We start from the raw sequence: 13,240 nt of genomic DNA on the forward strand, positions 1-13,240 counted from the left end.
AAGAACTGAAAGCCCTTGTCGAGGCGACCGCGCCGACCCTGATTACCAGGTTCGGGATCGGCACCCATACTGCAGCACAATTCCTGATCACCGCGGCCGCCAACATCGACCGGATCCCCACCGACGCGGCATTCGCCAGACTCTGCGGCGCAGCACCCGTCCCCGTCTCCTCAGGGAAAACGCATCGCATGCGACTACATCGAGGCGGCGACCGCCGCGCCAACCGCGCCCTGCACATAATCATCATCGGACGCTTCAAAAACCATGCCCCCACAAAGGCCTACCTGGCAAAAAAGCTTGCCGCCGGACACTCCAAACGCGACACCATCAGAGCCCTCAAACGCTACGTCGCCCGCGAAGTCTTCCACGCCCTCAAAACCGACCTCACTCCCGCTTGACATCCATAGGACTATCCAGCGGCACGGCCCGGCGCAGCGCGCGCTGCCGCACGATCGTCCAGCCCACCACGACGGCGACGAGCGCCATGCAGACGACACCGAGCCCCGAGTATCCGAGCAGCGTGAGCACCGGACCTGCGAGCGCACCGCCGACTGCGGCCGTCGCGTTCATCAGCAGGTCGGAGACGCCCTGCAGTCCCGCGCGGTCATCCACGGGAACCGACTCGGCCACGAGAGTCGACCCGGCGATGGTGGAGGCCGACCAGCCGAGGCCCAGGAGGATCAGGCTCACGGCGACCCACACATCCGAATCGCTCTGCGTCCAGGCAACAATGAGCGACGCGAGCAACAGGCCCTGGCCCCCGAGAACAACGGGCATGCGGCCCCAGCGGTCGGCGGCCCAGCCGAAGATCGGAGACAGCGCGTACATTCCGGCGATGTGCAGGCTGAGGGTGAAGCCCACGATCTCGAGGGTCGCGCCGTGCTCATAGAGGTGCACGGGCGTCATCGACATCATCGCGACCATCGTCGTGTGGCTGAGCGCGACCGCGACGACCGCGTAGCGCGCTCCCGGAGTGACGCGAAGACTCGCGAAGCCGTGCTTGGGGCGGATGCCGGCAGCGAGCGGCGCGCGCTCCATCGCCGTGAGCAGCGGGTCGGGCCTCAGCCCCGCGAAGTACACCGCCATCGCGATGAGCTGCGCGCTCACCGTGAACACGAACGGACCGGTGAGGGTGGGGAGCCCGATCGCGCCGCCGATCGCCTCGCCCGGCCCGATGAGGTTCGGACCGAGCACGGCGCCGATCGTGGTCGACCAGACGACGACCGACAGCTGGCGGGCCCGTTTGTGCGGCTCTGCCAGGTCGACCGCCGCGAATCTCGCCTGCAGGTTGGTGGCGGATGACGCCCCCGCCATCGCAAGCGCGACCAGCAGCAGCGGGAAGAATCCGAGCGCGGCAGCGACCACCGCGAGCAGCGCACCGCACGCCGCGAGAACGGAGCCCCCCGCGAGCGCGACCCGGCGCCCGCGGGCCTGGGCGGCCCGCGCGAGTGGCACCGCGAGCAGTGCGGCACCCAGCGTGCTCATCGTCGCGGCCATCCCGGACCAGGCGGGCGATCCCGAGACTTCAGCCGCCAGAAGCGCGCCGACAGACACGGTCGCGCCGAGTCCGATGCCACCGAGGATCTGGGCGATGACGAGGGTGCGCACGACCTTGCGCTGGACGACATCCACCTCGGTCATCGCGCAAGTCTATGGGTGCCGTGTCCTACTCTCACGCTCGGCCCCGTCGTCGAGCGTGCTCGTTCGCGCCGAGCGTGCTCGTTCGCGCCGAGCGTGCCCATTCCATCGAGTTCCAACGAGCACACTCGGTGCCAACGGGCACGCTCGACGAAATGAAGGGTGGAAGTGGAGGAGGGTGCGAACCGGGCGGGCGCGGGTCAGCTGGCGGCTTCGTGGGCGACGCGCTGGCCGACGACCGCGCTCACCCCGTCTTGCCGCATCGAGACGCCGTAGAGGGCATCCGCGATCTCCATCGTGCGCTTCTGGTGCGTGATCACGATGAGCTGGGATGCCTGGCGCAGGTCCTCGAAGATCGTGAGCAGGCGGCCGAGGTTGGCGTCGTCGAGCGCGGCCTCGACCTCGTCCATGATGTAGAACGGGCTGGGGCGAGCCTTGAAGATCGCGATGAGCAGGGCGACCGCGGCGAGGGAACGCTCGCCGCCCGAGAGCAGCGACAGGCGCTCGATCTTCTTGCCTGCGGGCTTCACCGTGACCTCGATGCCCGTCGTGAGCAGGCTCTCCGGATCGGTGAGGTGGATGCTGCCGGTGCCGCCCGGGAACAGGATCGGGAAGACCTCGTTGAACGCGGCCCTCGTGTCGTCGAAGGCGCTGGCGAAGATGTCCTGCATCTTCTCGTCGATCTCCTCGATGATCGTGAGGAGATCCTTGCGCGTGTTCGTGAGATCGGTGAGCTGCTCGGTGAGGAACTTGTGCCGCTGCTCCAGCGCGTCGAACTCCTCGAGCGCGAGTGGGTTGACCCGGCCCAACTGCGCGAGCTTGCGCTCCGCCTTGGCGAGGCGGGCCTCCTGTTCGGCGCGGACGAAGCGCACGCCCTGCGGTTCATCGGGTGCTTCGGCGGCGTCGGCGGCATCCGTCGCGTCCCCCTCGTTCTCGCCATCCCGCCCAAATGAAGGAGTGGAGCGCTCCCGCGGCTCCTCCTCCCCCGGAATCTCGGGGACGACGTCCGACGACTCCTTCATTTGGGCGGCAGAGGTGGCAGGGAGGGGCGCGTCGGTGAGGGCGGCGTCGAGAGGCACGAGCTGCTCCGGACCGTACTCCGCCACGAGCACGTCTTCGACGAGGCCGAGTTCCTCGCCCGCGCGCTCGAGCAGCGAGGAGAGCTGCAGCTTCTTCTCGTAGACCTGCATCTCGAGGCCGTGCACGGTCTCGCTCACGGCGGTGAGGCGTTCGCGCAGCACGGCCTCGTCCCGGCGCAGGGCGGCCAGTTCCTCGTTCTGGGCCGCGCGGTCGTTCTCGCGCGTCGTGAGCTCGACCCGCGCCTGGACGACCGAGCGATCGACGGAATCCATCACGGCGGGCAGCGCCGCGACGACGCGCTCCGCGGCCTCGACCTGGCGACGACGGATGACCGCACGCCTCGCAGCCTCCTCCGCCTGGGCGCGTTCGGCCTCGAGCCTGCGCTGTAGCCCGTCTGCACGAGCCTCCTCCGCGCGCACCCGCTCGCGTGCGGTCTCGACCTGCAGGCGGGCCTCGACCTCCAGCTCGCGGGCATTCTCCAGTTCGTCGAAGAGCGCGTCGCGGGCAGCGACGTCGAGGATGGGTCGGGGGCGGGACTTCGCCGCCTCGAGTTCCTGGGTGGCGCGCTCGGCTGCTGCTGCGGCATCCGTCACGGCGTCCGTGGACAGCACGAGCGCGCGCTCGAGCCGTTCGAACTCCCCGTGCGCGGCCTCCACCTGCACGCGAGCTCGGTTGAGCTTCTCCATGCGCGCCGCGAGCTGCGAGTCGAACTCGCGCAGGGCGGCGAGCGCGTGGGCGGACTGTTCCTTGGCGAGTTCGAGCGCCCCGCGGTGCTCCGCGAGTGCGAATCGGGCCCGCTCGATGAGGGAGGTGACCTCGCCCAGCCGCTCGTTCGCGGCATCCCGATCGGCGACGAGTTCGAGCCTGGAACGCTTGGCTCCGGAGCCGCCCCGCAGCACGTAGCGACTGAGCACGTCACCGGACTTCGTGATGACCGTGACATCGGATGCGGTGGGCAGCGTCTTCCATGCGGCCCGCGCGGCCTCGAGGTCGTCCGCGATCACAACGCCTGCGAGCAGGCCCAGGACCCCGGACGGCGCGGTGACGACCTCGTGGGCGGCAACGGTTCCGCTCGGCAGATCGAACGACGACGGCGACTGCTCTTCGGCTTCGGCGAGCAGCAGCTCGACCCTGCCCATGTCTGCGGCCCCGGCTGACGCGAGCGCGTCGATGCCCGCGTTCCTGTCGTCGGCGAGCACGGCGTCGGCGAGCGATCCGAGGGCGGCGGCGATGGCCGCCTCGAAGCCCGGCCGCACCTGCACGTGCTCGGCGACGAGCCCACGAATGCCCCTGAGCTTGGCCGTGATGAGCGCGGTCGAGCCGTCCTTCTGGTCGAGGGCGAGGGAGAGGGCGCTCGCGCGCCCGGCGAGGGCATCGCGCTCACGCTCGTGCGTGTGGAGCTCCTCGCGCAGGCGCTCGATCTCGGACTCCGCCGCGGCCACCTCGGACTGCGCGAGCTCGTACGCCGCGTCGAGGTCGGTCTCCCCCGCGTCGGTGAGCGCGGCATCCGCCTCGAGCTCGGCGAACTCGGCCTGCGCGGCCTCGCGCCGGGCGATCGCCGCGTCGAGAGCGTTCTGCTGGCGAAGCACCTCGCCGCGCACGGCCGCGAGCCTCGTCGCGGCGGACTCCGCCTGGCCGGTGAGCCCGGCGATCTCGAGGTCGTGGCGCGAGACGAGCGCGCTTTGCTGCGCGATGTGCTCGTCCAGGCCGTCGAGGTTCGCTCGCGCGAGGGCCGTTGCCGCCTGGGCCTGCTGCCACGCCTCCTCGGTGAGGTCGATCTGCTCGCGCAGGCGTGCGGCCTCGGCGCGGGCATCCGCTACCGTCTGTTCCGAGACGCCGGAGGTCGCATCCGTCACCTCGGACTCCGAGCCGAGCAGGGCGAGCCGCTGGTTCGCGAGCGTGTAGAGGCTGCGCAGGCGCTCCTGCACCGACTCCAGCCCGAAGGCGGTGCGACGGGCGAGGTCGACCGAGTCGCCGAGTTGCTCCTCCTCGATGCGGTGGCCGCGCAGCTTGTTCTGGTCGAGCTGTTCCTGCAGCACGATGCGCTCGGTCTTGCGCTCGGATTCGCTGCGGCTGTGCAGGGTGATCGCGGTGCGCAGGGTGACGACGTCGTCCGCGAGGATGCGCGCGCGGGCATCCCGCACGATCGCGGCGATCGACTGGGCCTCCTTCGCGATCTCGGCCTGGTGCCCGAGCGGCTTCAACTGCCTGCGAATCTCCCCGGCGAGGTCGCTGAGACGGGTGAGGTTCGCCTGCATCGCGTCGAGCTTGCGGATCGTCTTCTCCTTGCGGCGACGATGCTTCAGGATGCCCGCGGCTTCTTCGATGAACCCGCGCCGCTCCTCGGGGCTGGCCCGCAGCACCGCGTCGAGCTGCCCCTGCCCCACGATGACGTGCATCTCACGGCCGAGACCGGAGTCGCTCAGCAGCTCCTGCACGTCGAGCAGCCGGCAGCTCTCGCCGTTGATCGCGTACTCGCTGCCGCCGTTGCGGAACAGGGTGCGGCTGATCGTGACCTCGGTGTAGTCGATCGGAAGCGCGCCATCCGAGTTGTCGATCGTGAGGATGACCTCGGCGCGTCCAAGCGGGCCCTTGGTCGCCGTGCCCGCGAAGATGACGTCTTCCATCTTGCCGCCGCGGAGGGTCTTCGCCCCCTGCTCGCCCATGACCCAGGCGAGGGCGTCGACGACGTTGGACTTACCAGATCCGTTCGGTCCGACGACGCAGGTGACGCCGGTCTCGAACGCGAAGGTGGTGGGCTGGGCGAAGGACTTGAACCCCTTAAGGGTCAGGCTCTTGAGATACAACGGCCCACCCTTCGCTCGCGTGCGCAATACCTGCGTCTACGGTACCGGAGTGCGCGGGTGGCACCTCGCAGGAACGCTGGCGGCGTGACGCGCGCCCGCGCGCCGCGGGGCGGTGGGTTGCGCATCCGACTCGGCCGTTTTCGTAACTCCGGCAAAATGCGCGGCTCGGCTCGGACATCCGCGCGATCTCGCGGCAAGGATCGCGTGCCGGACCATTTTGCCGGAGTTACGAAAGGGCGGGACGCGGGTGAGACATCCGTCACGTGCCCGACAGAGGGAAGCTCTTCAGCGCAGGCGCTGACAGTGCGGGCAGAAGTGCGAGCCGCGGTTCATGAACTGCTCGCGCACGATCGGCCGACCGCAGCGCGGGCACGGTGTGCCCTGTTGGCCGTAGGCGTTGAGCGAGTGCGAGAAGTAGCCGGATGCGCCGTTGACGTTGACGTATTGCGCGTCGAAGCTCGTGCCGCCCTCGGCCAGAGCCTTCGCCAACACCGCCCGCACCTCCGCGAGCAGCAGTTTCGCCCTCGCACGACTCAGGGTGTTGGTCTGTTGCTCGTAGTGAACGCGCGCGGACCAGAGCGCCTCATCCGCGTAGATGTTGCCGATTCCGCTGATCAGGCCCTGGTCGAGCAGTGCGCGCTTGATGCCCGTGCGGCGCGTGGAGAGGGCGGCGAAGAACCGCCCCTCGTCGAAAGCGGGATCGAGCGGGTCGCGGGCGATGTGCGAGACGCTGCGGGGCACGAGGGCGGCGGAGTCGGTGGTCGAGCTTGTCGAGACCTTCTGAAGCGATAACGTCGATGGGGTCTCGACAAGTTCGGCCACCGGCACGCCGCTGTACCCGCCGGGCTGCCCGTCCGGTGTCGGAACCAGCTCGTCGATCGCCATCGAGCCGAAGATTCGTTGGTCGGCGAAGTTCATCAGCAGGGGGCCGTGGGCGGGCGTCGACAGCTCGATGCGGATGCGGGTGAGCCGGTCATCCGGAGCTCCGGGCGCGCGCAGCAACACCTGCCCGCTCATCCCCAGGTGCACGACGAGCGCCTCCGTTGGGAATTCAGGACTCTGGTCAGCCGTCACCGCGTGTCGCACCGCATCGGTGGCGGAAGTCGCACCATTGTCCTGAATTTCCGAAAGCACACGCTCGGAGGGCGGCGGTTCGAGCGGCAGCCACAGGAACTTGCCCCGGCGCACCGCCGAGGAGAAGGTGCGGCCGGTGAGTCGGTCGATGAAGTCCTCGCTCGGACCGGGGTGACGGCGCAGCGAACGCTCGTCGAAGACGGTGACGGATGCCACGGTCGCGTCGTGCACGACGGGCGCGAGCCCGGCGCGCACGACCTCGACCTCCGGAAGCTCCGGCATCCGGCTCAGGCCTGGGGCGAGGAAGGCTGCAGAAGCGTCCAGGCGTCGAGTGCGGCGGCCATCTCGGCCTGCTTCTTGCTCGTGCCCTCGCCGGAGGCGATCTCCTCCTTGCCGAGCACCACCACGGCGCGGAACCTCTTGGAGTGGTCCGGGCCGGAGTCCGTGACGACGTAGCTGGGAACGCCACGCCCCAGCGTTGCGGCCAGCTCCTGCAGGCTCGTCTTGGGATCCATCGCGGCGCCGAAGCGCTCCGGGTTGTCCATGAGCGGCATGATCAGGCGCAGCACGAGATCCGTCGCGGCCTCGCCGCCCGCGTCGAGGTAGGCGGCGCCGATCACCGCTTCGACGGTGTCGGCCAGGATCGACGACTTGTCGCGACCACCGGTGAGCTCTTCTCCGCGGCCGAGACGGATGAATCGCCCGAGTCCGATGGTGCGCGCGACCTCCGCGAGCGCAACACTGCTCACGAGACTCGCCCTGCGCTTGGCAAGCTCGCCCTCGTCGAGGTGCGGATTCGTCGTGTAGAGCATGACCGTCACGGCCTGCCCGAGAATCGAGTCGCCGAGGAACTCGAGGCGTTCGTTGTGCGCGACACCGCCGTTTTCGTACGCGAAAGAGCGGTGGGTCAGCGCCAGCTCGAGAAGCTCGGGGCTGATATCGATCGAGAGCTCGGCGGCAAGCTGGCCCACGGCGTATTCGCTACCGGACACACTTCACCCCCGCCCTGTCACATGACGGGTTATACGTCGGCTACCTTGCGGCCCTTGTACTCGAGGTACAACGGCGTGCCAACGGAGTCTTCGACGACCCTCGCGCGGTGCGGGAGGCTGTAGGTGACCTTGCCACCCTCGATGGTCTTCACCAGGGTGGGAGGGGTTGCCTTCCACTGCGCGCGACGGGCACGGGTGCTCGCGCGCGACATTTTGCGCTTGGGTACTGCCATGGCTATCTCTTCTCTTCTGTGGTACCGGTACCGGTACCAGCTACATCTTCTTCTTGGGTGCTGCCTTCGCCGCCCAGACCCTCGAGCCCGGCAAGTGCGGCCCAGCGGGGATCGACGGGCGCTTCATGCTCGTGACCCGGATTGTCGAGCAGCCGCACCCCACACTCCGGGCACAGGCCGAGGCAATCATCTTGACAGACCGGTTGGAACGGTAGCGACAACACCACCGCATCCCTGATAACGGGTTCAAGATCTATCGTGTCGACCTGAACCGCGTAGTCGAAAGCTTCGTCCTCAGAATACGCGAAAAGCTCCTGGATTTCGACTTCGACCGGTTGTTCGAGGCCGATGAGGCAGCGCACGCACTCACCGGATGCCGCGCCGCTGACGTCCGCGCTGACCAGGATGCCGTCGTGCAGCGACTCCAATCGCAGCTCAGCGGTGAGCACGCTGCCGGCCTTCACGGCGATGATCTCGGTGCCCAGGTCGTCCGGAACGGTCACGGAGAGCGTGCGCTCGCGCATCTCGCCCGGGCGGTGCAGAAGGTCATACACGTCGATCGTGTACGGAGTCTTTGCTGGATGTGGCACCGAAGAAGCCTACCCGACCTGGCTCAGTCGCTCTCCACCGCGGTGAAGGCCTCGTCGTAGATGGCGAGGGCACGGGCGACCTCGTCCGCCGTGACGACGCACGGAGGCACGACGTGGATGCGGTTCTCCGAGGCGAACGGCAGCAGTCCGCGCTCCATGAGCTCGCTCTTGAGCCGCGCGATGATCGCGCCGGAGACGGGGGCGTGGCTCGCGGCATCCTCGACCAGGTCGAGCGCCCAGAACACGCCGAGTCCGCGCACCTCCCCGATCATCGGATGCCTGGCCGCGAGAGCGCGCAGGCCGGGCCCGATGTGGTCCTCGCCCATCGCGCGCGCATTGTCGACGATGCCTTCCTCATCCATCGCGTCGAGGGTCGCGACGATGGCGGCCATGGCGAGCGGATGCCCGGAGTAGGTGAGCCCGCCCGGGAAGACTTCGTCGTTGAACTTGTTCGCGATCGACTCGGAGATGATCACGCCGCCCGCCGGCACGTAGCCGGAGTTGACGCCCTTGGCGAAGGTCACGAGGTCGGGGACGACATCGAAGCCCTTGAACGCGAACCACTCCCCCGTGCGCCCGAACCCGGCCATGACCTCGTCGAGGATGAGCAGGATGCCGTACTTGTCGGCGAGCGCGCGCACGCCAGCGAGATACCCGGGCGGCGGCACGAGCACGCCTGCGGTGCCCGGAATGGTCTCGATCAGGAGCGCCGCGATGGACGCGGCGCCCTCGGCCTGGATCACGCGCTCGAGGTGATGCAGCGCGCGCTCGGACTCCTGCTCGGGCGAGTCAGACCAGAACTCGGAGTGGTACGCGAACGGACCGAAGAAGTGCACGTGTCCGCGCGAAAACTGGTTGGGTATACGGCGCCAGTCTCCCGTCGCCCCGATCGCCGCGCCGGTGTTGCCGTGGTACGAACGGTACTGCGACAGAATTGTGTCGCGACCAGTGACGAGGCGGGCCATCCTGATCGCGTTCTCGTTGGCATCCGCACCGCCGTTGGTGAAGAAGACCTTGTTGAACGGGCGCCCCGCCTTGTCGAGGATGCGCTGGGCGGCCTCGCCGCGCGCGATGTTGGCGTGCGCGGGCGCGATCATCGTGAGGACCTCGGCCTGCGCCTTGATCGCCTCGATGACCTTCGGATGCTGGTGCCCGATGTTCATGTTCACGAGCTGGCTCGAAAAGTCGAGATATTCCTTGCCGTCGTAGTCCCACACCGTGCTGCCGAGCGCGCCGGCCACGACAAAGGGCTTCAGTGCCCCCTGCGCGGACCAGGAGTGGAAGACGTGTGCGCGATCCAGCTCGTAGGCGAGGATGCCTTCCGCGGGGTCAGAGATGGTGCTCATACTGGTTCCTTTTTCTCAGGTGGTGCGGTGGAAGTGCAATGGTTCAGGCCTTGGCGAGGATGTGGTCGCGCAGCGCGGGGATTACGGTCTCGCCGTAGACCCGCAGCGTCTCTTCCTTGTTGTCGTGCTGGAGGTATCCGGCGAACTGGTCGACGCCCAGCTCCTTGAGTGCTGTGAGCTTCCCGATCTGCTGCTCTGCGGTGCCGAGCAGGCAGAACCGGTCGACGATCTCATCCGGAACGAAGTCGGTGTGGGTGTTGCCCGCGAGGCCGTGCTCGTTGTAGTCGTAGCCCTCGCGGGCCTTGATGTAGTCGGTGAGCGCCTTCGGCACGGCGCCGTCGGAGCCGTACTTGGCCACGATGTCCGCGACGTGGTTGCCGACCATGCCGCCGAACCAGCGGCACTGGTCGCGCATGTGGGCGACATCCGTCCCTATATACATGGGTGCGGCGACGCAGAACTTGACCGAGAGCGGGTCGCGCCCCGCGGCCTCCGCGGCGTTCCTGACGGTCTTGATCATCCACTCGGCGATGTCGAGATCGGCGAGCTGCAGGATGAACCCGTCGCCCACCTCGCCCGCGAGCTTGAGCGCGAGCGGGCCGTAGGCCGCGACCCAGATGTCGAGTTCGCTCCCCGTGCTCCACGGAAACTGCAGGGTCGCGCCGTTGTACTCGACGCTCCTGCTGTTCGCGAGCTCACGGATGACGTGGATGGCCTCGCGCAGCGTCTTCAGCGTCGTGGGCGCGCCGTTCGTCACGCGCACGGCCGAGTCACCCCGGCCGATGCCGCAGATCGTGCGGTTGCCGTACATCTCATTGAGGGTTGCGTAGAGGGATGCCGTGACCGTCCAGTCGCGGGTGGCCGGGTTCGTGACCATGGGCCCGACCTTCACCTTGTGCGTCTCGGCCAGAATCTGGCTGTAGATCACGTACGGCTCCTGCCAGAGCAGGTGCGAGTCAAAGGTCCACACGTAATCGAATCCCTGCTGCTCCGCGAGCTTGGCGAGGGCGACCGTGCGAGACGCCGGTGGGTTGGTCTGGAGTACTGCTCCGAAATCCATGCTGTGCTTTCTGTCGGAAGGTCTCGATACGGCCGCGGGCGGCCTACTCGACCAACGATGGTCAGATCAGGTACTGGCTGAGGCCGCGCTTGAAGTACTTGCCATCGCCCTTGGTGCCGAGGTACTCGTTTCGATCGACGATGACCTTGCCGCGGGAGATGACCGTGTCGACGTGGCCGTCGATCTCGAAGCCCTCCCAGGCGGAGTAGTCCATGTTCATGTGGTGGGTCTTGCCCATGCCGATCGAGGTGTGCCCGTTCGGGTCGTAGATCACCACGTCGCCGTCTGCACCGGGCTGGATGACGCCCTTCTTGCCGTACATCCCGAACATCCGCGCCGGGGTCGTGGAGGTGAGCTCCACCCAGCGCGAGAGCGAGATATGACCGTCGACGACACCCTGGTACATGAGGTCCATGCGGTGCTCGACCGAGCCGATCCCGTTCGGGATCTTGGAGAAGTCGTTCAACCCCATGTCTTTCTGGCCCTTCATGCAGAACGGGCAGTGATCGGTGGAGACCATCTGGATGTCGTTGGTGCGCAGCGACTGCCACATGTGGTGCTGGTGCCCCTCCTCGCGCGAGCGCAGCGGCGTCGAGCACACCCACTTCGCCCCCTCGAACGAGCCCCATTCCTTGCCCTGCGCTCCGAGTTGCTCCTCGAGCGAGAGGTAGAGGTACTGCGGGCAGGTCTCGCCGAAGACGTTCTGGCCGTTGTCGCGCGCGGTGGCGATCTGCTCCACCGCCTGCTTCGCGCTCACGTGCACGACGTAGAGCGGGGCGCCGGTGAGATTGGCGATCATGATGGCGCGGTGAGTGGCCTCCTCCTCCGCCTGCCATGGACGGGTGAGCCCGTGGTAGTAGGGAGAGGTGTTGCCCGCGTCGATCGCCTGCTTGACGAGCACGTCGATCATGCCGCCGTTCTCGGCGTGCATCATCATGAGAGCGCCGTTGCTGGCACCCTTCTGGAAGGCGCGAAGGATCTGTCCGTCGTCCGAGAGGAACACGCCCTTGTAGGCCATGAAGAGCTTGAAGCTCGACACGCCCTCCTCGATGAGCTCGTCCATCGCGGTGAGCGACGCATCCTGAACGTCGGACAGGATCTGGTGGAACCCATAGTCGATCGCGCAGTTGCCCGCGGCCTTCTCGTGCCACAGCCGGTACTGGTCGAGGATGTTCTGGTCGGGGTACTGCACGATGAAGTCGACGATGCTCGTCGTGCCGCCGTGCGCCGCGGCCCGCGTTCCCGTCTCGAAGGTGTCGCTCGCGTTGGTGCCGCCGAAGGGCATTTCCATGTGGGTGTGTGCGTCGACGCCGCCCGGGATGACGTACTTGCCCTTCGCGTCGATCACGGTGTCAACGTTTGACGCGAGGTCGAAGCCGAGCAGCGTCGAGCCGGGCGCGAGCACCGCGGCGATGGTCTCACCGTCGATGAGCACGTCGGCGAGAGCTGCACCTGTCGCGTTGACGACCGTCCCGTTCGCGATGAGTGTCTTTGTCATTACGGGGCCACCGTCGCCTCATAGGATTCCGGCCGACGATCGCGGTAGAACTGCCAGGCGTTGCGCACCTCCCGCAGCACGTCGAGGTCGAGGTCACGCACGACGATCTCAGTCTGGTCCTCGCTCGCGACGTCGCCGACGTAGTTGCCGCGCGGGTCGACGAAGTAGGAGCGACCGTAGAAGGTGACCGCTTCATCCCCGAACTCCTCGCTCTCGGTGCCGATGCGGTTGTTGGCTCCGATGTAGTACTGGTTGGCCGCCGCGGCCGCCGGCTGCTCGAGCTCCCACAGCCGGTTGGACAGGCCGGGCTTGGTGGCCGAGGGATTGAAGACGATCTGCGCACCGTTCAGGCCGAGCTCACGCCATCCCTCCGGGAAGTGCCGGTCGTAGCAGATGTAGACGCCGACCTTGCCGACCGCGGTGTCGAAGACCGGGTAGCCGAGGTTGCCCGGGCGGAAGTAGAACTTCTCCCAGAACTGCGGAAGGTTTGGGATGTGGTGCTTGCGGTACTTGCCGAGGTAGCTGCCGTCGGCGTCGATCACCGCTGCCGTGTTGTAGTAGACGCCCGGCATCTCTTCCTCGTAGACGGGGAGCACGATGACCATGTTCAGTTCCTTCGCGAGCGCCTGGAACCTCTCGACCGTCGGGCCGGGCACGGACTCCGCGTAGTCGTAGTACTTGGCGTCTTCGATGATGCCGAAGTACGGACCGTAGAAGAGCTCCTGGAAGCAGATGACCTGGGCGCCCTGGGCGGCAGCATCCCGAGCGAGTTGCTCGTGCTTCGCGATCATCGATTCCTTGTCGCCCGTCCAGGTTGTCTGGGTCACTGCGGCTCGTACGACGGTCATGTGTACCTCCATTGGTGCACTCGTTTTGTTATTTTGCGTCGTAAACATTTCTGTGGTATTCGTGTTAACGACCT

At 67.3% G+C, this 13,240-nt stretch carries 11 protein-coding genes; 1 reads left to right on the plus strand and 10 read right to left on the minus strand.

Annotated elements, in window-relative coordinates:
* A partial coding sequence (locus ABUA28_RS11025) for a transposase (protein ID WP_349904229.1) occupies positions 1 to 398 on the plus strand: 398 nt, incomplete at its 5' end.
* Here ABUA28_RS11025 and ABUA28_RS11030 read toward each other — a convergent pair.
* The 10 genes from ABUA28_RS11030 to ABUA28_RS11075 all read right to left on the minus strand — a co-directional run bounded on the left by ABUA28_RS11030 (position 385) and on the right by ABUA28_RS11075 (position 13,166).
* Positions 385 to 1,641 (minus strand): MFS transporter, encoded by a 1,257-nt coding sequence (locus tag ABUA28_RS11030; protein ID WP_349904230.1) that lies wholly within the window; start codon positions 1,639 to 1,641, stop codon positions 385 to 387. The genes ABUA28_RS11025 and ABUA28_RS11030 overlap by 14 nt on opposite strands.
* A gap of 197 nt (positions 1,642 to 1,838) precedes the next feature.
* On the minus strand, positions 1,839 to 5,525 hold the full coding sequence (locus ABUA28_RS11035) for an AAA family ATPase (RefSeq protein ID WP_349904357.1): 3,687 nt from the start codon (positions 5,523 to 5,525) through the stop codon (positions 1,839 to 1,841).
* 285 nt (positions 5,526 to 5,810) lie between these two features.
* A complete protein-coding gene (gene mutM, locus ABUA28_RS11040; RefSeq protein ID WP_349904231.1) occupies positions 5,811 to 6,881 on the minus strand; it encodes a bifunctional DNA-formamidopyrimidine glycosylase/DNA-(apurinic or apyrimidinic site) lyase in 1,071 nt (356 codons plus the stop codon).
* A 5-nt stretch (positions 6,882 to 6,886) separates the two neighbouring features.
* A complete protein-coding gene (rnc, locus tag ABUA28_RS11045) occupies positions 6,887 to 7,591 on the minus strand; it encodes a ribonuclease III (protein WP_349904232.1) in 705 nt (234 codons plus the stop codon).
* A gap of 29 nt (positions 7,592 to 7,620) precedes the next feature.
* Entirely contained in the window at positions 7,621 to 7,824 is a 204-nt protein-coding gene (gene rpmF, locus ABUA28_RS11050) for a 50S ribosomal protein L32 (RefSeq protein ID WP_349904233.1), read from the minus strand.
* 2 nt (positions 7,825 to 7,826) lie between these two features.
* Positions 7,827 to 8,378, minus strand: a complete 552-nt coding sequence (locus ABUA28_RS11055) for a YceD family protein (RefSeq protein ID WP_349904234.1) — start codon at positions 8,376 to 8,378, stop codon at positions 7,827 to 7,829.
* Positions 8,379 to 8,437: 59 nt separating this feature from the next.
* Positions 8,438 to 9,760, minus strand: coding sequence for an aspartate aminotransferase family protein (locus tag ABUA28_RS11060; protein ID WP_349904235.1), 1,323 nt, complete (start codon positions 9,758 to 9,760; stop codon positions 8,438 to 8,440).
* A 43-nt stretch (positions 9,761 to 9,803) separates the two neighbouring features.
* On the minus strand, positions 9,804 to 10,820 hold the full coding sequence (locus tag ABUA28_RS11065) for a TIGR03842 family LLM class F420-dependent oxidoreductase (RefSeq protein ID WP_349904236.1): 1,017 nt from the start codon (positions 10,818 to 10,820) through the stop codon (positions 9,804 to 9,806).
* 61 nt (positions 10,821 to 10,881) lie between these two features.
* Entirely contained in the window at positions 10,882 to 12,318 is a 1,437-nt protein-coding gene (gene hydA / locus ABUA28_RS11070) for a dihydropyrimidinase (RefSeq protein ID WP_349904237.1), read from the minus strand.
* On the minus strand, positions 12,318 to 13,166 hold the full coding sequence (locus ABUA28_RS11075) for a nitrilase-related carbon-nitrogen hydrolase (RefSeq protein WP_349904238.1): 849 nt from the start codon (positions 13,164 to 13,166) through the stop codon (positions 12,318 to 12,320). The genes hydA and ABUA28_RS11075 overlap by 1 nt, the downstream gene beginning before the upstream one ends.
* Positions 13,167 to 13,240: the final 74 nt, after the last annotated feature.

The organism is Parafrigoribacterium humi (genome assembly GCF_040227205.1).
In the GTDB taxonomy this organism is placed as follows: domain Bacteria; phylum Actinomycetota; class Actinomycetes; order Actinomycetales; family Microbacteriaceae; genus Parafrigoribacterium_A; species Parafrigoribacterium_A humi.

Bases quoted from the DNA above. Each gene is read 5' to 3' on its own strand.
- ABUA28_RS11060 (WP_349904235.1), bottom strand. From the start codon at position 9,760: ATGAGCACCATCTCTGACCCCGCGGAAGGCATCCTCGCCTACGAGCTG.
- ABUA28_RS11065 (WP_349904236.1), bottom strand. From the start codon at position 10,820: ATGGATTTCGGAGCAGTACTCCAGACCAACCCACCGGCGTCTCGCACG.
- mutM (WP_349904231.1), bottom strand. From the start codon at position 6,881: ATGCCGGAGCTTCCGGAGGTCGAGGTCGTGCGCGCCGGGCTCGCGCCC.
- rpmF (WP_349904233.1), bottom strand. From the start codon at position 7,824: ATGGCAGTACCCAAGCGCAAAATGTCGCGCGCGAGCACCCGTGCCCGT.
- hydA (WP_349904237.1), bottom strand. From the start codon at position 12,318: ATGACAAAGACACTCATCGCGAACGGGACGGTCGTCAACGCGACAGGT.
- ABUA28_RS11030 (WP_349904230.1), bottom strand. From the start codon at position 1,641: ATGACCGAGGTGGATGTCGTCCAGCGCAAGGTCGTGCGCACCCTCGTC.
- ABUA28_RS11075 (WP_349904238.1), bottom strand. From the start codon at position 13,166: ATGACCGTCGTACGAGCCGCAGTGACCCAGACAACCTGGACGGGCGAC.